Here is a 19,463-nt window from a genome sequence, read left to right as displayed (position 1 = left end):
GTTTACAACTCTATTATAATACTTCTATCCATATATTTCAAAAAAACAATCACGTTCCCACTAATTTTTTACAAATAACGTTCAATATTTTGTCACTTTGTACTTTTTTCCACATCTGTTAATTCAATTTCATTGCAGGTGAAATTAGCATTGTGCCATAATAGCATAGGAGAGGTGAATATCGCTTGAAATATTTTATTTACTTTATCGTTATCGTGGCATTTTTAGATACATTTTCACAATTACCTATTATGAGTACTTTCGCTCAAAGCCTTGGAGGAACTCCTCTTATTATCGGTCTAGTTGTCGGTATGTACTCATTCGCTAATATGATCGGTAATATTATTGCTGGAGCCGCTGTCGATAAATTTGGTGCAAAAAAAATCCTTTATATAAGCATGGGAATTACGAGTTTCATAGTCTTGTTATACACCGTTGTTCAAAGTGGTGAACAACTATTAGTTGTGCGCTTTATGCATGGATTTAGTGATGGCTTTTTAATTCCTGCTGCCTTTACATTTTTATCAAAACAAACAAATGCAAAAAGACAAGGAAAAGCAATGGCTCTATCTGGTGCTGCTGTTGGAACAGCCGCAATCGTAGGACCTGCTTTCAGCGGTATTATGAAAGCAACAGCTGGCGTAGAGTGGATCTTCATTACTATTTCTATTTTAATGGCTCTTGGTACGATCGTATCTCTATTCTTCTTACCAAATAACGTATCAAGAAAAGATACATCAAGAACGCAAATGATGAACAAAGAAGATATGGTTGAACTTTTAAAATCAGAACCGTTATTACAAGCATATATTGGTGCTTTCACATTAATGTTTTCACAAGGAATTGTCACTTATATGTTACCAGTAAAAGTTGAGGCATTAGCGCTTAAAGCATCCACAACAGGCATGATGTTAAGTGTATTCGGTATAACTGCTATCCTCTTCTTCTTGCTTCCAACAAATCGTATTTACGATCGATTTAATCGTTCGAAACTAATGCTAATCGGAATTGCAGTTATGGCATTCGCATTATCTTTACTCGGATTATTTGCTACAAAAGGTATGCTCTTTATCGTAATGATGATTTATGGAATTGGATTCGCAATCCTCTTTCCGTCTATTAACGCTTTACTCGTTGAAAATACTACAGACGATAATCGTGGAAAGGCATTCGGATTATTTTATGCCTTCTTCTCATTAGGAGTTGTTGCTGGCTCCTTTACAGTCGGCGCAATCGGAGCATCACCTAGCATCAGCTTCATTATCGGAACAGCATTTTTATTAACATTTGCTGGGATGATTTATGTAAGAAGCAAAGTAAAAAAGACAATGATGGGATAATCCATCGTTGTCTTTTTTAAAATGCATATTGATATAATCCGTAATATAATGGAAGCGTTGGAATAATGCCAATTAATTTAAATATAAAAGGTAATGGCTCATCTCGCTCTTCATATAAACGAAAAACAAAAACTGCAGTTAAAGTCCAAATGACGCTAAACAAGAAGATACATTTCCAAACAATTGAGGTTAATATTTGTATATCAAATACAAAACCAAAAAGCCCTATCCACGTAATAATAGATACTACAAAGTCAAACTTTTGAATTGGTGTTTGAAACATACCCCTTACTAACGAAATAATAGCTAACATTGCTACAATAACTAAATATATTTTCCAAAGCATAATGATAATCTCCTATTCAATTTAACTTTTAACTTTCAGCAAACCATATTTAATAAACAATATAGCATTATATTTTTCATAGAAATAATACAATGGATAACAAAATAAAAAGAAAATAAGTACAGTTGGTACATTGTCTACAATAGAAAAATATTTTACTAGTAATTCCTTAATACTCTCTCCAATAATAATAAACAATGGAATTATACAAATCATCGCTAATATTAAACATGGCGTTACCCTGATTTCTTTCAACTTCACCTTACAATGTGGACACCTTAATGAAAAAGGATGCGGGAGATCAATAATATGCTGTACAGTAATATCCCCTTCACACTGTGGACATTCAATAACTTCTTTCATTTATCGCTTACTCGTTTCTATCTATAAAAAGAGCCCTATTGAATAGAACTCTTTTTTGCCCAATATATTACTTTTGTGTATAACCAAATAACAATGTAAATAAATTGAGCCGTAAAGGCAATAATACATCGCTTCTTTTAAAAAGAAAGTTTATAAATACCGACGATACTTCGACAATTTCCTCGGAAATATTTCCTTTCCCCACATAATTTGATACACTACACATGAATAAACACTTGTATTACATAAACTAAAATAATAACTTACTGTACAAATTAAAAAGCACACTCTTCATATGAAGAATGTGCTTTTATGTTATTAACGTTTAATCCAAACAGCGCCTGCCGATTTATCTTCTGCCTGTCCAACAACTTGGAATTTAAGTCCAAGGTTTGGAACTTTTCTTCCTGCATCTGCAATTTGCTTGTTACTATATACTTTTGAATCATCAAAAGTTGTAACACCTTGTAATCCAGAATAGTTAAACTGACCACGTGTTAATGAATTTACACTCCATGCTGGTGTTTTATCAAATGAAAATGCAGCATCTGCAATTTGCATGCCCGTATTACCGTATGCTGGTTTTCCGTTTAAATTACCAACTAGCGCTTCTGGATGAGAATCTACAACACCAAGGAATCCTTCACCTGGATGCACCCCAACCCAGTTATCTTTGAAACTATCATCTGCATACCAAACGACAAGACCTGTATTATACACTGGACCTTTTCCTGCTTTTAAACCATTATCTGATCCCGCATAGTTTCTCCACTCTAAGTAGTAATAATGAGCTTTCTTCTCTGTCCCATCAGAAACAACAAAACCATTTAAATTCATTTTAGACTGTCCTTCTGCATCATCAGAAAATACAACTTGTCCATCAACAGTTACATTTACATTGTCCATCGCAAAACCTTTATATGTTACAGCCGGATCTGTAATATAGTCTAATTGTAGTTTCACTTTTTTGCCTTTAAATTGACTTAAATCATATGATTTATCAATCCATTTCCCATCTGTTGTATCTTTATCTCCTTGGACTACTTTTTCTCCAAGTCTATCAATTAACGTCTTCGTTCCATCTTCTGTTACTGCATGTACTTCGACGAAATCGCACTCTGCTTCTAACTCATAATTTGCTTTATAATCGAATTTTGCATTTGTTCCTTTTGTTAAATCAAAGAAAGGTGTCTCTAACGTTGTATGCATATCATCGCCTCTTGTACTATAATATGCATGCTTTCCAAACTCCGGTTTAATCGTTTCAACACTTTTACCTGGTAAGTTAACACGTACAACGCCTGGACGATTTGATTTCGTAACACTTTGATCAATATAGGTAGGAACTCCCACACCACTCTTAATTTTATCGTAATCTACTTCTAATATTTTTGCCCAGTTGCCACCCATATTCTTTTGTAAGAAGTCTTTATTTTGTGGTGAAAAACTTGTCGGCTCCGTTCCTGCGATTTTTCCTGTCCAACTACCTCCACTCATTAACGACCAAGCTTCGACAGGTGAACCATTTCCAGTATATTTCGTGTCATATTCATCTGGTAATCCAAGATCATGTCCAAATTCATGCGCAAACACACCTACAGCTCCATCTTCTGGTTCAATTGTGTAATCATGTGCTGCTACTTTTCCACCAAAGTAATCTACTTTTGATTTTGTACCTTCAATCGCTACTGGATCTACTGCTAATTTTGAACGATGTGACCAGATCGCATCATCACCTAATTTACCACCACCTGCTTCTTGACCAACACCAGCATGGATTACCATTAAATGATCAATTACACCATCAGGTTCATTTTGATTCCCATCCCCGTTTGTATCATACCTATCAAACTGATCAAACTGAGATAAATCTAGTCCTTTCTCAGCAGCTGCATGCAAAGCTTCTTTCACTAAATCACGTGCACCTTTCGGACCTTTATTATCGTGACCACTGCTACCATCAGCTCCATAATCAGATGCTTTTCCTGGAACTGTTAGCCACTCCGTTACATATCCGTCTGTCGTATAACTACCACCAGACTGCTCTTCATAGTATTGTTTAAACGTTTTTACTTTTGAACCATCAAATAATGTATAAGGCTCCTTACCAAACAACATCTTTTGATAATGTTCTCTACTAAAGTCTTTCGAATACATATAACCTGGTGTTTGATCAATATTATTATGTTTATAATCACTAAATTCAACGAGTAGCACTAATACTTTATCCGATCGAACAGATCCTTTATATGGAGCTTGCTTTGCTTTTGAAGTTGGAACTTGCCCATTTAATTGCTTTTTATTTGGTTCTGGCTTTTGCTCAAGATTAATATTTTTTTCAGTCTTTTTTACATTTTCCTTTTCTTCCATCTTTTTCTCTTTTACTTTTTTTGTGAAATCAGACGTTTCTTGTGAGTGAGCATCTGGAAGAATTTCTTTGTTCGCCTGATCTCCTTGTTTCTTTTCAATATATTGCTCGACAGCCTTTTTCGTCTCTTCTTTAGAAGATGCTGGATTAATTGTTCCTCTTTCTTTCAAAGCTTCCGCTAAACGATCTTCTTGAATTAAATTGTAATCAATTGGCGTTGTAGACACATTCTCTTTCTCTTTTGCTGGCGTTTCTGCATATGCTAACGGCGCACTCATTACAGATGTGCATCCGATAATTGCTGCAATTGCTAATGATGACAACACTTTAAATGGGGCTTTTCTTCTCATTCCATTTCTCTCCTTTTATAAAACTTAAAATTCAGATAAATCGGTGCGTTTTTGTCGAAATCTCTGTTTACTACCCTCCCTATATAAAAAGACATAATTCTATAAACATTAAACTTTCTGTTATAGAATCATGCCCTCCAGTTTTCTGGTCAGACCCTCTATCTGTTTATCCCTTGGTTCAACTAATAATCAGTGTGCTGATGAACAAAGCCCCCACTGATTAAAGTTTCACTTTATATCGAAATATGAAAAATAAAGAGTTATGTGATATATATTAAATATCTTATATAACAAATTTAAAAGACAATATGCAAAATTGCATGAAAATTCTTTTAAATAAAAAAAGAATCCTAGTCAATTAAACTAGGATTCTTGATTTTCTATTATTTCTCTTGTGTTTTTTCCCAATCAGCTAAGAATTTCTCAATTCCTTGATCTGTTAATGGGTGCTTCACTAATGAAGCAATTACGTTTGCTGGGATTGTTGCAATATGTGCACCGTTTAATGCTGCGTCAGTTACGTGAACGCTGTGACGTACAGATGCTGCAATGATTTCTGTTTCGATGCCATGAATTGCAAAGATTTCTGCGATTTGACGAATTAAATCCATACCGTTATGACCGATATCATCTAAACGACCTAAGAATGGTGAAACATATGTTGCACCAGCGCGAGCTGCAAGTAATGCTTGAACTGCTGAGAATACTAATGTAACGTTTGTACGAATTCCTAAATCTGAGAATGCTTTTACTGCTTTTAAACCTTCTGTTGTCATTGGAACTTTTACAACAACGTTTGGAGCAATCTTCGCTAATTCTTTTCCTTCTTCAATCATTTTATCAGCTTCTAAGCTAATTACTTCTGCACTTACAGGTCCTTCTATAAAGCTGCAAATTTCACGAATACGCTCATGGAAATCTACGCCTTCTTTTGCTACAAGTGATGGGTTTGTCGTTACTCCAGCTACTACGCCTAATGCATTTGCCTCTTTAATTTCGTTAATGTTTGCTGTATCAATAAAAAATTTCATTTGTTATTCTTCCTTCCTAATTTTCATTTTATATTTATTTATTTTTCTTAATAAGCTCTAATTCAATCGGAATAGATTTGTCCACTTTTTTCCCTTGTGTTATCTCTTTTGCTGTTTGCATCGCCTTCTCTCCGATTAATTCCGGTTTTTGAGCGACTGTTGCAGCCATACGCCCATCGTTAACCGCTTTCACAGCATCTTCTGTTGCATCAAATCCAACAACTACTACATCTGTTTTTCCAGCAGACTTCAATGCTTCAAGTGCACCTAATGCCATCTCGTCGTTATGCGCAAACACGGCTTTAATATCACCATTTGCTTGCAAAATGTTTTCCATAACAGATAATCCTTTCGCTCTATCAAAATCAGCCGCTTGTTTGGCAACTACTTTTAAAGACTTATCGGCTACGTTATGGAATCCTTTCCCACGTTCACGAGCAGCAGACGATCCAGGGATTCCTTCTAACTCAGCAACGTTTGCTCCTTCGCCGACTAATTCACGAATGTAATCACTAGCCATTTGACCACCTTCGATATTATTAGATGCAATGTGAGAAACAACCTTACCTGAATTCGCAACGCGGTCTACTGTAATAACAGGAACATTTGCTGCATTTGCCGCACTTACCGCTGAAGCAACAGCATCTGAATCGGTCGGATTAATAACAACTACATCGACACCCTTTTGAATTAAATCTTCAACATCGTTCGTTTGCTTCGCTGCATCATTTTGCGCATCAACAGCAATCAATTCGATGCCGCTATCTTTCGCTTTCTTTTCTGCACCCTTTTTCAAAGTTACAAAGAAGGGATTATTTAAAGTTGAAACAGAGAATCCAACTTTAATAGTTTTATTTCGACCTTTATCGCTAGAATCCTTTGCCCATTCTGGTGGTTCCATTGAACAACCAGCAGTAATGACCATAATACATGCAACGAGTATAAGTAACCATTTCTTCATGAACTGTCCCTCCATTACGCTTCTTTTCGGCGATCAATTAATACAGCTAGTAAGATTACAAGTCCTTTTACAACTTGTTGGAAGAAAGAAGATACACCTAATAAATTTAAACCATTATTTAGTACACCGATAATTAGTACACCGATGAATGTACCAACAATCCATCCTCTTCCCCCAGAAAGACTTGTTCCACCTAATACAACTGCTGCAATTGCATCTAATTCGTAAGAAGTACCTGCAGTCGGCTGTGCAGAATCTAGTCGTGATGTTAAGACAATACCTGCAAGCGCTGCCAAAATTCCGGAAAGACCGTAAATCATTACTTTAATTCTCGTAACATTAATACCTGATAGTGCTGCTGCTTCTTCATTTCCACCAATTGCAAATGTACGACGGCCAAATGTCGTTTTCTTCAAAATGAAGTACAGTACTGCGAAAGCGATCATCATTGTAACAGCTGGTACCAGAATACCAAGAAAATAACCGCGGCCAAACATTTGGAACATTAAATGATCACCAAGACCAGTGATCGGACGTCCGTCCATATAAACAAGCGTCAACCCACGAAAAATAGTCATTGTTGCTAAAGTTGCAATAAATGGAGCTACTTTTCCTTTCGCAATGATGATACCGTTTACAATCCCCATTACAAGACCTGCTAATAGTCCAACTGCCATTGCAAGGAACGGATCCATACCACTTGCCATCATTCCAGCAACAAGTGCACTTGATAATGCTAAAATAGAACCTACCGATAAGTCAATACCCCCTGTTAAAATTACGAAGGTCATTCCGAATGCAATAAGCGCATTAATTGATACTTGACGCAGTATATTAAATAAATTTGGAATTTCAATGAACGCTGGATTTAAAACTGTAATTACGACGATAATTAATACTAAACCGATTAAAGAACCGAGTTGTTGTAATACATTCCCCTTCTTAGCCATCCTTACTCTCCCCCTGTAGCTAGTGCCATAATAGACTCTTGTGATGCCTCATCTTTCCCTAAAATGCCGCCGACTTTTCCTTCATGAATAACAAGAACTCGATCACTCATTCCTAAAACTTCCGGAAGCTCAGATGATACCATAATAACGGCATCGCCTTGCTCTGTAAGCTTATTCATAATAGAGTAAATTTCTTTTTTCGCTCCAACATCGACACCTCTTGTTGGCTCATCTAAAATGAGTAATTGCGGATGAATGCCTAGCCATTTTGCGATTACAATCTTTTGCTGATTTCCACCAGAAAGAGATTTCACTGCCTGCTCTCCGCTAGATGCTTTCACATTAAGAAGCTTCATCATATCTTCTGTAAACTGTTGTTCTAGCTCGTTGCTCAGAACACTTCCCTTTGAAAGACTTTCTAAATTCGGTAAAGCTAAATTTTCTCTAATTGAAAAATCTAACACTAATCCTTCAGACTTTCTATCTTCTGTAATGAAAGCAATTCTTTGTCTAATTGCATCTATCGGACTATCAATCTTTACTTCTTGTCCATTTATAAAAATTTGTCCAGAATCTAAAGGTTCATAACCAAATATCGCTTTCATAATATCAGTACGACCAGCCCCCATCAAACCAGCTACACCAAGGATTTCACCTTTCCTCACTTGAAACGAAACATTTTCAAATTTCCCTTTCTTCGTTCCGTTACGCATTTCAAAAATGACATCACCAATTTGACTATTTCGCTCTGGGTAACGTTCACCAATGCTGCGCCCCACCATCATACTCACTACTTCATCAAATGATGTTTCTGGAATTAATCTCTTTCCAACGTATTCTCCATCACGCAAAATCGTAATGGCATCACATATTGAGAAAATCTCTTCCATACGATGCGAAATGTACACGAATGAAACACCTTCTTTACGTAACTTATTGATTACTGTAAAGAGCGTTTCGATTTCACGATCCGTCAGTGCCGCAGTAGGTTCATCCATAATAATAACGCTCGCGTTTGTCATTAACGCTTTCGCAATTTCGATAATTTGCTGTTGTCCAACCGATAGTTCCTCTGCTAACATAGCACCTCTTACATGCAATCCTAGCTCTGCTAGTTGCTGCTGCGCAATCGCGTTCATTTGTCGAGTGCGTAAAATACCTGTTTTCCCATACATTAACTCTTTACCAAGAAACATATTTTCAGCTACTGTTAAATTCGGCAATATGTTTAGTTCTTGATGTATAAATGCGATGCCGTACTCTTCAGCTTCTTTCGCATTTTTAAAGGTGCGCTCTTGCCCATCAATCGTGATTGTCCCATCATCTTTTTTGTATACACCTGTTAAAATCTTCATGAGCGTTGATTTACCCGCTCCATTTTCCCCCATCAATGCATGGACTTCTCCTGTTTCAATCATAAACTGTGCATTCTTCAAAACAGGATTGCCATTGAACGCCTTTGAAATGTTTTTCATTTCAATATGCATTCCCATCACTTCCCTTTATTAAAAAATCACGCCTGCATGTAAAATTACATTTGCATAAGGCGTAGCCTCGCCTGTACGAATAATCGCCTTCGCTTTCTTTGTATGCTCTTTAAATTGTTCATGAGATACATACTCAAATGCTGGCTCTATTAATTTTTGCTCGATCTCTTTATTTACTTCCGCATTATTTATAATGACTTCTTCTGCTAACGTCACTTTTTCGATTGCCATATCATCAGCTACAACTTGTAACACCTCTAAAAAACTCGGTTTTCCAATCTCAACAGCTAAATCAATTCGTTTTACTCCATCCGGAATCGGTAACCCGCAATCAGCAATTACAACCGTATCTGTATGCCCAAGTGAAGCAAGGACTGCCGCGATTTCACTGTTTAATACACCATGCTTTTTCATCCAACAATCACCTGCACTTCACGTACTCGATCTCTCGTTGGCATACCGCCCTGTGCTCCAAGTTTCGTTACAGAAAGACCACCGGCAATATTCGCGAAACGAATTGCTTTTTGAAGTGTCTCTCCTTCAGAAAGTGCAACTGCTAACGCACCATTAAATGTATCACCAGCTCCAGTTGTATCCACTACATCAACAGCAATGCTAGGAACATGTACAATCTCCGTGCCATTATGGAAACGAACACCGTTAGAACCTTCTGTCATCAATAATTTATTTGGATACTTCGCCAATAAATCTTCAATTGGTGATGTAAAATCATCTAATACAATGCGGCACTCATGTTCATTTGGCGTAATATAAGTTGCTTTTTCTAAAATTTCTTCTGATAAAACTTGTGCTGGCGCTGGATTCAACATAACAGGAATATTATGTTCCTCACAAATAGCCAATACATATTTTACTGTTTCAAGTGGAATTTCTAGTTGAAGAACAACCATATCCGCTTTTACAAGAAGGTCTTTGGAGCGATCTACAACTGACTTATTTACAAGAGCATTTGCCCCTTGTACGACAACAATACTGTTATCTTCTTCTGCTAAAACGATATGAGCAATTCCTGTCGTTCTATCTGTAACCGCTACCACATAATCGATAAAAATGCGTTCGTTCTCTAAATTTTTTCTAACTACTGTTCCATAATCATCATTTCCTACCGCTCCAACCATTGCTACATTTGCTCCTAACCTAGCTGCAGCAACTGCTTGGTTTGCCCCTTTCCCTCCTGGGATTGTATGAAACGCTTCACCAATTACTGTTTCTCCTGCTTTCGGCCGTTTTTTTGAAACAGCCACTAAGTCCATTGAAATGCTTCCTACTACTGCAATATTTGGCATCTGTTTCATCTCCTTACTTCGTTGTATTTCGTTCTATAATTTCAATCGGCAAACGATAGTGTTTCTCTTCTAATGTATTTCCTTCCATTTGCTCTAACAACAACTCTGTTGCAATTTTCCCCATTTCATATATCGGTTGTGCAACTGTTGTAATAGATGGATACATCATTTCTGTTAAAGAAATTCCATCAAATCCGATAATTTGTAAATCATCTGGAATGGCAATCCCCTTTTGAAGTGCAGCCTTTACAATACCAATCGCAATTAAATCATTCCCAGCAACAATACCATCAATATGCGGGTATTCTTCTAATAATTCCATCGCTACACGCTCACTATTTGCTGGCTCAAACGTACTCTCCGCAATCATATACGAAAGATTATTTTGCGTAATAACGTCTACAAAACCTTCAAAACGTTCATTTGCAGTACTCACATCACGTGGTCCGCGAATATGTGCAATATGTTTACATCCTTTATCTAGTAACAACTTTGTCGCAGCCTGACTTCCTGCATAGTTATCTGCATATACAGTAGGAATACGCTCATTAAACATACGGTCAATCGCAACAACCGGAACAGATAAATTCATGTAATTAACACTATTTTGTGGATTCGTTGCTACAATAAATCCATCTACATTATTTTGTCTAAGTACATCAATGTATTGTTTCTCTTTTTCTAAACTTTCATCAGAGTTACAAAGAACAACTGTGTAACCTTGTTTATGTGCTACATCTTCTACGGCACGTGCAACTTCTGGAAAGAACGGATTCACGATATTCGGAACAACTAAGCCAATTAAACGAGACTTTTTATTATACAGTGAACGCGCTACTGTACTAGGCTTATAATCTAACATCTCTATTGCACGCTCTACCTTTTTTAATGTATCTTCATGAACATATCCATTTTTATTTAAAACTCTGGAAACGGTCGCAACAGATACTCCCGCTAATTTCGCAACGTCTTTAATCGTACTCATTCTCTTTTCTCCTCATTTCATGTAACCGTTTACAGAAAATAATATAACGTATTTCTAAAAATACGTCAATCATTTCTCACTAAAAAGCTTTTAAGGTTATACTCAAAAAAGCACCGCCATAAGGCGATGCTTCTTCATTACGAGTATGATACAGTTTTTTCTTTTTCTTCAACAGCAGGCTCTTCAGCATCTTTTTTACGATCTGATAGTTTAATTTTTTGTAAGAAAATCGTAAAGATGGCACCTACTACGATAAATACTAATCCTGTTAAGAATACAGTATGAAGCGAGTCTACTAAAGAGTTTTTCAAAATAGGTACAATGCTGTTAGCAAACGCTTCTGGCATTTGTTTTAATGCCTCTGGGCTAAATAGCATCGAATATAAACCTTGTGGATCTGTGTGAATCATATCTTTAAATTTCGTTACCATTTGTCCCGCTTCTTTCGGGAATGTATCTAATACAGGTACTAATTTATTTGTTAACGTTGTACCTGAAGTGTTATTCATAATTGATCCTAAAATTGTAATACCAAATGTTCCACCAATTTGACGGAAGAACTGACTTGATGACGTTACGACACCAAGGTCTTTTTTCGGGAAGCTTTCTTGTAACGCTAATGTTAATGTCGGCATTACAAGACCCATTCCTAAACCGATAACCATCATATAAGAAGTAGCTGTAAGCTTCGTTGTGTGCATATCCATCGTTGTTAATAACCAAAAACCACCGGCCATAATAAGCATACCTGCGATAATTTGTGGTTTTACACCAACTTTTAATACAAGTTGCCCACCGATAATACTCATTACAATCATTGTAATCATCATTGGAGTCATAATTGTTCCTGATTCAGCAGCACTTACTCCTACAATACCTTGCATGAAGAATGGTACGAACATAATCGCGCCGAACATTCCAATACTCATAAAGAATCCAATCGCATTCAGTATTGTAAATGTGCGATTTTTAAAGAAATGCATTGGTAAAATCGGCTCTTCAGCTTTCGTTTCAACAATAACAAAGCTAACGATACCAATTACAGCTAGTGCGAATAAACCGATAATTTGCCAAGAATCCCATGCATAATCTTTTCCGCCAAACGTTAGCGCAAGTAATAAACTTACAACACCTAGAATCATTGTAAAGATTCCAGCGATATCAATTTTAATTGGTCCTGTTTGTTTATGTGATTTTAATCCCATTGCAATAAAGATTGTTGCTAAAATACCAACCGGTAAGTTAATGTAGAATACCCATCTCCAGTTCACTGCATCTACAATCCAACCACCAACTTGCGGTCCAATTACAGAAGCAAGACCGTATAACGCACCAAAAATACCTTGCCATTTCGCACGTTCTTTTCCCGTGAACATATCTCCAATAATAATCATAGCCATTGGCATCATAATACCGCCACCAAGACCTTGAATACCGCGGAAAATAATTAATTCTGTCATACCATTCGCCATACCACATAACGCCGAACCAATCATGAAAATAACTAGCCCTGTTATATATACGTTACGACGACCAAGTAAATCCGCTAATTTACCTGCAATTGGTACAACTGTCGTTGATGTTAACATATAAGCTGTCGTTAACCATGTCATTAAACTTAATCCGCCTAGGTCACCGACGATACGTGGCATTGCTGTACCAACAATTGTTCCATCTAATGCAGCAAATAGCATCGCGATTACTAAACCGATTAACAACAACTTTCTATTTTGATTTTCTTGTTGCTCCATGTAATCTCCTCAATTCCTCTTAGTTATTCTCTTTTTTCTCTTGTGTCCCGCAAATAATGGTTTCTAACTTCTCAAAGAGACGTAATAAATCTTCTCTTTCTTGCAACTCTAAATGTGAAAAGTATTTTGCAATATGCTCGTTGCGAGCTGTCATTGCCTCTTCTACTCTAGCTTTCCCCTTTTTCGTTAACTCGATGATGACAACACGACGGTCATCTTTGTCGTGATAGCGTTCTACAAGTTCTTGATCGATTAGACGATCAATCATCACTGTAATCGCGCTAGGCTTCACATACATCTTTTTTGCTAATGTTGTCGCTCTTGAAGCCCCATAATGATCTAAAATCTTTAAAATATAAAACTGCGGTGGTGTAAGTCCTGTTGCTTGCATTTGTTCTAATAACTCCGTCTGCATTTTCTTTCCAATCGAAAAGGCAAGAGCTTGAATTTTATCGATATGCGTCATATCATTTGGCATGTTATCCACCTCTTATTTAAACAATAAAATATTTAACGTATTTAAATATTAATCCCGCGAACAAAATACGTCAATACTTTTATTTATAAAAACGTTTACATTTTTGTCACAAAGTTGTATAATTTTCGACGAAGTTAATATTGACAGTCACGGAGAAACGGAGTACACGGCTATGAATCATAAAAAAGGAAACTTTTTTATATTTCATGGCCTTTTTATGTTCTCTGTCTTAAAACGCTTCGAATTAATTAGGGGAGGATTTTCATTTTATGTTTTTCACACAATTATTTAAACCTGCGCCCCACGCGGAACGCTTACCAGCTGATCGCGTTGATAGCGAATACCGTAAATTACGTTTACAAGTATTCTTAGGTATCTTCATCGGTTATGCAGGTTACTACTTTGTTCGAAAAAACTTTTCACTAGCAATGCCATACTTAATCGAACAAGGCTTTAGTAAAGGGGAACTTGGGGTTATCCTTTCAGCAGTATCTATCGCTTACGGATTAAGTAAATTCTTGATGGGTATCGTATCCGATCGTTGTAATCCTCGCTACTTTTTAGCAGCTGGGCTATTTTTATCAGGTATCATTAATATTATTTTCGGCTCATTTTCTTTCATTACAACGAGCATTATACTTATGTTTGTACTTCAGTTTTTAAATGGATGGGTACAAGGTATGGGATGGCCTCCTTGTGGTCGTACGATGGTTCACTGGTTCTCTATTAGCGAACGTGGTACAAAAATGTCTATTTGGAACGTCGCTCATAATGTCGGCGGCGCGCTTATGCCTTCTCTTGTAACATTAGGCTTATACTTCTTTGCAAATGACTGGAAAAGTATTTTTTACTTCCCAGGTATTCTTTCAATTTTAGTTGGTATTTATGTATTAATTACGATGAAAGATACGCCTCAATCTTGTGGACTACCTTCTATTGAAGAGCATACTGGAGAATATCCACCAGATGAGAAAATAAAAGATCGCGAACGCGAACTTTCGGCAAAAGAAATTTTATTTAAATACGTACTAAACAATAAGTTTTTATGGTACATCGCTATTGCGAACGTTTTCGTATATTTCGTACGTTACGGCGTTGTAGACTGGGCTCCTACTTATTTAGTAGAAGAAAAAAGCTTTACTCATAGTAGCTCACGTACTGCTTACGCTCTATATGAATGGGCTGGTATTCCAGGTACACTTCTTTGCGGATGGATGAGTGATAAACTATTTAAAGGACGTCGTGCACCTGCTGGTATTTTATTTATGGTTGGTGTATTTATCGCAGTTCTTGTTTACTGGTTAAACCCTCCTGGTAATCCAATGGTTGATAGTATCGCACTTGTCGCAATTGGATTTTTAATTTACGGACCGGTTATGCTAATTGGTCTACACGCTCTAGATTTAGCACCAAAGAAAGCTGCTGGAACTGCAGCAGGCTTAACTGGATTCTTCGGTTACTTAGGCGGAGCTGCTTTCGCTAGTGCCGCTATGGGCTTTATCGTAGATGCATTCGGATGGGATGGCGGATTTATCTTATTACTTGCATCTTGCATACTTGCAATGTTCTTCCTTGCCCTTACTTTAAATACAGGATCAACAAAACAAAAGCAAGCTTAAGTACAAATATTATACTTATCAAAAAAAAGAGAGACCATTCTTTCCAGAATGCCTCTCTTTTTTCTACATATAAATCTTTTTTCTTACAAAAGATTTATTTTCCTCTCATATATATGTTAGCGCTTCCAAATTACTTCAACACCTAATACAACTGCATTCCACTTTTATATAAAAAGATTTTTGAATATTTTTTCAACTTATCCTTGTCAAACATTGTCAATTTATATTAAAATAACAACATACAAAATATTTAGTTTTTTCAGAAAAGATGGAGGGATAGCCATGAAGAATCCACTTCTTCGTATTGAAAACTTGCAAACTTCCTTTCGTATACAAGATCAGTATCATGCAGCAGTTGATGATGTATCCTTAACTGTTCATGAAAATGAAATTGTTGCTATCGTTGGTGAGTCAGGATGCGGAAAAAGTGCACTTGCCCTTTCCATTATGCGATTGCATAATGAAGCAAATACAAAATTACAAGGGCAGCTTAACTATAGAGATAAGGATCTACTAACCATGTCCGCCGCAGAGATGAATAAAGTACGCGGATCAAACATCGGTATGATTTTCCAAGAACCTCTTACAGCACTCGATCCTCTTATGACAGTTGGAAAACAAATCGAAGAAAACTTAGACTACCACACAAGCCTTTCAAAAGTTGAAAAGAAAGAACGCACCTTAGAACTACTCCATCAAGTTGGTATTCCAAAACCAGAACTTACATATAAACAATACCCACACGAATTATCTGGCGGAATGAGACAAAGAATTGTTATCGCAATTGCAATTGCTTGTAAGCCTGGACTCATCATTGCAGATGAGCCAACAACCGCTCTAGATGTAACAATTCAAGCTCAAATATTAGACTTACTAAAATCCATTCAAGAACAAACAAAAATGGGCATCATCTTAATTACACACGATTTAAGCGTCGTTGCCGAAACCGCCGATCGTATTGTCGTTATGTATGCAGGACAAGTTGTAGAAACAGGAACAGTAGAAGAGATTTTTAATAATCCTCTTCATCCATACACTCGTTCCTTATTAAACTCAATCCCGTCTGCATATGCAGAAAAAGAAAAGTTACACGTGATTCAAGGGGTTGTTCCTTCGTTGGCGAAGATGCCTCGCACGGGTTGCCGTTTCCAAGCTCGAATTCCATGGATTAGACCTGATCACCACGAGGAAAATCCAATTTTGCATGAAGTAAAGCCAGACCATTGGGTACGTTGTACTTGCTACAAGCATTTCAACTTCCAAGATAAGAAAGGAGATGACGTAACTCATGGCACTGCTTAAAGTAGACGATTTAAAAGTACATTTCCCAATTAAAGGTGGTTTCTTCGGACGTACATTAGATTTCGTGCGCGCTGTCGATGGCGTAAGTTTTGAATTACAACCGGGTGAAACATACGGAATCGTTGGTGAATCTGGTAGTGGTAAATCAACAACAGGTAAAGCAATTATGCATTTAACGAAAGCGACAAATGGTAGCATTCATTTTAACAATAAAGACTTAACAAAGTTAAGTCGCTCTGAGCTACGTGAACAACGAAAAGATATTCAAATGATTTTCCAAGATCCCTATTCATCATTAAATCCGAAAAAACGTGTTCTCGATATTATTGCTGAACCTCTTCGGAATTTTGAGAAGCTCTCACCTGATGAAGAACGTAGAACCGTTCAAGAGTATCTTAGTATAGTTGGATTAAACCCAGAATCTGTTTATAAATATCCACATGAGTTTTCTGGTGGACAAAGACAGCGAATTGGTATTGCACGGGCACTTACATTAAAACCGAAGCTTATTATCGCGGACGAACCTGTATCTGCACTTGACGTGTCGGTACAAGCTCAAGTTTTAAACTTCTTGCAAGATTTACAAGCTGAACTCGGACTAACATACTTATTTATTAGTCATGATTTAGGCGTAATTCGCCATATGTGTGACCGTATCGGTGTTATGTATCGCGGGCGCATCGTTGAAGAAGCAACAAGTGCAGAAATTTATAATAATCCACAACATATCTATACGAAGCGCTTAATATCAGCTATTCCTGATATTCGTCCTGAAAACCGCGAACAACAACGTAAATTACGTCGTGAAGTAAGCGCTGAATACGAAAAATCATACGAAAACTATTTCAACGAAAATGGTCGTGCTTACGATTTAAAAACAATCTCGCCAACACACCGGGTGGCATTACCTTAAGGGAGTGATAAAACATGTGGAAGTTTATATTACGCCGAATCTTAATCATGATTCCGCAATTATTCATATTAAGCGTGCTCGTCTTTCTACTAGCTAAAGCAATGCCAGGTGATGCATTAACCGGCAGAGCAATGAATCCAAAAGCGGATCCAAAAGTAATTGAAGAACAACGTGAAAAGCTTGGATTAAATGACCCAGTTACAACACAATATGTTCGCTGGATTAAAAATGCAGTCCAAGGTGACTTCGGTATTTCCTATGCACACAAAATGAAAGTAACCGAGTTAATTGGAGAACGCCTTGGAAATACAGTATCTTTAGCACTTGTTATTCTTATTCTTACTTATTTAATTGCCATACCACTAGGAGTTATAAGTGGGCGGTGGAATGATACATGGGCTGATCGACTCATTACCATTTACAACTATCTAGGTTTTGCTACACCACTATTTATATTTGCACTCGTTATGCTCTTCCTATTCGGATTTAAGTTTGCAATATTCCCAACCGGCGGTAGCGTAGATCCTCAAGTTGCAACAGGAACATTTGCTTACTATTTAAGCAAATTAAATCACATGCTACTACCAGCTTTATCAGGGGCATTAATTGCAACAGTTGGTACTGTTCAATATTTACGAAGCGAAATTATTGATACGAAACATAAAGACTTTGTGCGTACAGTAAGAGCAAAAGGTGTTCCAGAATCAAAAATCTATTCTAGACATATTTTACGAAATTCATTCTTACCAATTGCAGCCTTCTTAGGCTATGAAATTACAGGATTAGTTGGCGGTGCCATCTTCTTAGAAAGTATTTTTAGCTATCCAGGAATTGGACAACTATTTATACAATCTATTTCTCAACGTGATTTTAGTGTAATAACTGCACTCGTTATGTTTACTGGATTTGCAACGTTACTTGGAACTCTCCTTTCAGATATTATTCTAAGCATCGTCGATCCACGTATTCGTATTGATTAATGGAGGTGAAGAAACATTATGTTAGCAAAACCCGAAAAACAAACTGAAGTTATTCATTACGAAAAAAGCCCTTCCGGTTTCTCTATTATGTGGCGAGAACTTCGTAAAGATAAATTAGCAATGTTTTCACTTTTTTTCCTAGCAATTTTATTACTAGCAGTCTACGCAACATCTTTTATTATGAAACAAGAAGATATTGTACGAGTTGATTTATTCGCTATTTATGCTCCTCCCTCTGCTGAACATTGGTTAGGAACAGATTACGGAGGACGCGATATTTTCGGTCAACTTATTATTGGTACACGTAACTCATTTACAATTGGATTAGCAATTACTATTCTTTCTTGTTTAATTGGTCTTTCAATTGGATTAATTGCCGGTTATTTCGGAGGAACTATTGATAATATCATTATGCGCGTTATCGACTTTGTTATGGTTTTACCATTTTTAATGCTTGTAATTGTATTTATTACACTTGTTCCTACGTTCAATATTTTCACTTTCATTTTAATTATGAGCGTGTTCTTATGGACAGGAAAAGCCAGATTAATTCGCTCAAAAGTATTAACTGAAAAAGAACTCGATTATGTCTCTGCATCTAAAACTTTAGGAACACCAAACTGGAAAATCATTCTTTTCCAAGTACTACCTAACTTAAGTTCAATTATCATTGTTAGCATTACATTAAATCTTGCTGGAAACATCGGTATTGAATCTGGTCTAACTTTCTTAGGATTTGGTCTACCAGAAAGTACACCAAGCCTTGGTACACTTGTTAGTTATGCTAGAAATCCAGATGTATTACAAGAGAAATGGTGGATTTGGTTACCCGCATCAATCATGATTTTAACATTGATGCTGTGTATAAATTTTATTGGTCAAGCGCTACGCCGTTCGGCCGACGCAAGACAAAGAAAGGGATAAGGGGTGGA

Annotated in this window: 18 protein-coding genes; 6 read left to right on the top strand and 12 right to left on the bottom strand. The window is 36.8% G+C overall.

Annotated features, from left to right (window positions below):
• Window positions 1-185: 185 nt before the first annotated feature.
• On the top strand, window positions 186-1,340 hold the full coding sequence (locus tag MHH27_RS03805; protein ID WP_340941675.1) for an MFS transporter: 1,155 nt from the start codon (window positions 186-188) through the stop codon (window positions 1,338-1,340).
• A 16-nt stretch (window positions 1,341-1,356) separates the two neighbouring features.
• Here the strand turns inward: MHH27_RS03805 and MHH27_RS03800 are convergent, their stop codons facing one another.
• From MHH27_RS03800 to MHH27_RS03745, 12 genes are all read right to left on the bottom strand, one after another.
• Entirely contained in the window at window positions 1,357-1,686 is a 330-nt protein-coding gene (locus MHH27_RS03800; RefSeq protein ID WP_000964465.1) for a hypothetical protein, read from the bottom strand.
• 21 nt (window positions 1,687-1,707) lie between these two features.
• The gene (locus MHH27_RS03795; RefSeq protein ID WP_000665754.1) at window positions 1,708-2,049 is read right to left on the bottom strand and encodes a hypothetical protein; all 342 of its coding nucleotides are present in this window, start codon (window positions 2,047-2,049) and stop codon (window positions 1,708-1,710) included.
• 318 nt (window positions 2,050-2,367) lie between these two features.
• A complete protein-coding gene (gene inhA2, locus MHH27_RS03790; protein WP_001252976.1) occupies window positions 2,368-4,767 on the bottom strand; it encodes a M6 family metalloprotease immune inhibitor InhA2 in 2,400 nt (799 codons plus the stop codon).
• A 383-nt stretch (window positions 4,768-5,150) separates the two neighbouring features.
• A complete protein-coding gene (fsa, locus tag MHH27_RS03785; protein WP_000667666.1) occupies window positions 5,151-5,798 on the bottom strand; it encodes a fructose-6-phosphate aldolase in 648 nt (215 codons plus the stop codon).
• Between the two features lie 34 nt (window positions 5,799-5,832).
• On the bottom strand, window positions 5,833-6,759 hold the full coding sequence (gene rbsB / locus MHH27_RS03780; RefSeq protein ID WP_000758975.1) for a ribose ABC transporter substrate-binding protein RbsB: 927 nt from the start codon (window positions 6,757-6,759) through the stop codon (window positions 5,833-5,835).
• A 14-nt stretch (window positions 6,760-6,773) separates the two neighbouring features.
• Window positions 6,774-7,709: an ABC transporter permease subunit gene (locus MHH27_RS03775; RefSeq protein ID WP_340941672.1), complete on the bottom strand. Its 936-nt coding sequence runs from the start codon at window positions 7,707-7,709 to the stop codon at window positions 6,774-6,776.
• A gap of 2 nt (window positions 7,710-7,711) precedes the next feature.
• On the bottom strand, window positions 7,712-9,196 hold the full coding sequence (gene rbsA / locus MHH27_RS03770; RefSeq protein ID WP_002094284.1) for a ribose ABC transporter ATP-binding protein RbsA: 1,485 nt from the start codon (window positions 9,194-9,196) through the stop codon (window positions 7,712-7,714).
• Between the two features lie 18 nt (window positions 9,197-9,214).
• On the bottom strand, window positions 9,215-9,610 hold the full coding sequence (gene rbsD / locus MHH27_RS03765) for a D-ribose pyranase (protein ID WP_000716151.1): 396 nt from the start codon (window positions 9,608-9,610) through the stop codon (window positions 9,215-9,217).
• Window positions 9,607-10,503 (bottom strand): ribokinase, encoded by an 897-nt coding sequence (gene rbsK, locus MHH27_RS03760; protein WP_340941670.1) that lies wholly within the window; start codon window positions 10,501-10,503, stop codon window positions 9,607-9,609. Before rbsK ends, rbsD begins: the two co-directional genes overlap by 4 nt.
• 13 nt (window positions 10,504-10,516) lie before the next feature.
• The gene (gene rbsR, locus MHH27_RS03755; protein WP_000104051.1) at window positions 10,517-11,488 is read right to left on the bottom strand and encodes a ribose operon transcriptional repressor RbsR; all 972 of its coding nucleotides are present in this window, start codon (window positions 11,486-11,488) and stop codon (window positions 10,517-10,519) included.
• Between the two features lie 137 nt (window positions 11,489-11,625).
• Window positions 11,626-13,239, bottom strand: coding sequence for an MDR family MFS transporter (locus tag MHH27_RS03750; RefSeq protein WP_000437647.1), 1,614 nt, complete (start codon window positions 13,237-13,239; stop codon window positions 11,626-11,628).
• Window positions 13,240-13,258: 19 nt separating this feature from the next.
• Window positions 13,259-13,717 carry a MarR family winged helix-turn-helix transcriptional regulator gene (locus MHH27_RS03745; RefSeq protein ID WP_001132365.1) on the bottom strand — a complete coding sequence of 153 codons (459 nt, stop codon included), beginning with the start codon at window positions 13,715-13,717 and terminating at the stop codon, window positions 13,259-13,261.
• A gap of 269 nt (window positions 13,718-13,986) precedes the next feature.
• Between MHH27_RS03745 and glpT the strand changes: the two genes are divergently transcribed.
• The 5 genes from glpT to MHH27_RS03720 all read left to right on the top strand — a co-directional run bounded on the left by glpT (window position 13,987) and on the right by MHH27_RS03720 (window position 19,455).
• Entirely contained in the window at window positions 13,987-15,336 is a 1,350-nt protein-coding gene (gene glpT, locus MHH27_RS03740) for a glycerol-3-phosphate transporter (protein ID WP_000466388.1), read from the top strand.
• A 282-nt stretch (window positions 15,337-15,618) separates the two neighbouring features.
• Window positions 15,619-16,638 (top strand): ABC transporter ATP-binding protein, encoded by a 1,020-nt coding sequence (locus MHH27_RS03735; protein ID WP_090978411.1) that lies wholly within the window; start codon window positions 15,619-15,621, stop codon window positions 16,636-16,638.
• A complete protein-coding gene (locus MHH27_RS03730; protein WP_064532047.1) occupies window positions 16,625-17,551 on the top strand; it encodes an ABC transporter ATP-binding protein in 927 nt (308 codons plus the stop codon). Before MHH27_RS03735 ends, MHH27_RS03730 begins: the two co-directional genes overlap by 14 nt.
• Before the next feature lie 14 nt (window positions 17,552-17,565).
• Window positions 17,566-18,531 (top strand): oligopeptide ABC transporter permease, encoded by a 966-nt coding sequence (gene opp4B / locus MHH27_RS03725; protein WP_098235137.1) that lies wholly within the window; start codon window positions 17,566-17,568, stop codon window positions 18,529-18,531.
• A gap of 18 nt (window positions 18,532-18,549) precedes the next feature.
• Window positions 18,550-19,455: an ABC transporter permease gene (locus tag MHH27_RS03720; protein WP_064532043.1), complete on the top strand. Its 906-nt coding sequence runs from the start codon at window positions 18,550-18,552 to the stop codon at window positions 19,453-19,455.
• Window positions 19,456-19,463: the final 8 nt, after the last annotated feature.

The sequence above is a fragment of the Bacillus sp. FSL L8-0152 genome, assembly GCF_038006365.1.
Lineage (GTDB): Bacteria > Bacillota > Bacilli > Bacillales > Bacillaceae_G > Bacillus_A > Bacillus_A cereus.
This window is presented reverse-complemented; position numbering and strand designations above follow the sequence as displayed.

Excerpts from the sequence above, each read along its gene's own strand:
- rbsR (WP_000104051.1), bottom strand. The coding sequence starts at position 11,488 with ATGAGTACGATTAAAGACGTTGCGAAATTAGCGGGAGTATCTGTTGCG.
- MHH27_RS03720 (WP_064532043.1), top strand. The coding sequence starts at position 18,550 with ATGTTAGCAAAACCCGAAAAACAAACTGAAGTTATTCATTACGAAAAA.
- rbsA (WP_002094284.1), bottom strand. The coding sequence starts at position 9,196 with ATGCATATTGAAATGAAAAACATTTCAAAGGCGTTCAATGGCAATCCT.
- MHH27_RS03730 (WP_064532047.1), top strand. The coding sequence starts at position 16,625 with ATGGCACTGCTTAAAGTAGACGATTTAAAAGTACATTTCCCAATTAAA.
- rbsK (WP_340941670.1), bottom strand. The coding sequence starts at position 10,503 with ATGCCAAATATTGCAGTAGTAGGAAGCATTTCAATGGACTTAGTGGCT.
- MHH27_RS03745 (WP_001132365.1), bottom strand. The coding sequence starts at position 13,717 with ATGCCAAATGATATGACGCATATCGATAAAATTCAAGCTCTTGCCTTT.
- fsa (WP_000667666.1), bottom strand. The coding sequence starts at position 5,798 with ATGAAATTTTTTATTGATACAGCAAACATTAACGAAATTAAAGAGGCA.
- MHH27_RS03800 (WP_000964465.1), bottom strand. The coding sequence starts at position 1,686 with ATGCTTTGGAAAATATATTTAGTTATTGTAGCAATGTTAGCTATTATT.
- MHH27_RS03750 (WP_000437647.1), bottom strand. The coding sequence starts at position 13,239 with ATGGAGCAACAAGAAAATCAAAATAGAAAGTTGTTGTTAATCGGTTTA.
- opp4B (WP_098235137.1), top strand. The coding sequence starts at position 17,566 with ATGTGGAAGTTTATATTACGCCGAATCTTAATCATGATTCCGCAATTA.
- inhA2 (WP_001252976.1), bottom strand. The coding sequence starts at position 4,767 with ATGAGAAGAAAAGCCCCATTTAAAGTGTTGTCATCATTAGCAATTGCA.
- MHH27_RS03735 (WP_090978411.1), top strand. The coding sequence starts at position 15,619 with ATGAAGAATCCACTTCTTCGTATTGAAAACTTGCAAACTTCCTTTCGT.
- rbsD (WP_000716151.1), bottom strand. The coding sequence starts at position 9,610 with ATGAAAAAGCATGGTGTATTAAACAGTGAAATCGCGGCAGTCCTTGCT.
- rbsB (WP_000758975.1), bottom strand. The coding sequence starts at position 6,759 with ATGAAGAAATGGTTACTTATACTCGTTGCATGTATTATGGTCATTACT.
- MHH27_RS03795 (WP_000665754.1), bottom strand. The coding sequence starts at position 2,049 with ATGAAAGAAGTTATTGAATGTCCACAGTGTGAAGGGGATATTACTGTA.
- MHH27_RS03775 (WP_340941672.1), bottom strand. The coding sequence starts at position 7,709 with ATGGCTAAGAAGGGGAATGTATTACAACAACTCGGTTCTTTAATCGGT.
- glpT (WP_000466388.1), top strand. The coding sequence starts at position 13,987 with ATGTTTTTCACACAATTATTTAAACCTGCGCCCCACGCGGAACGCTTA.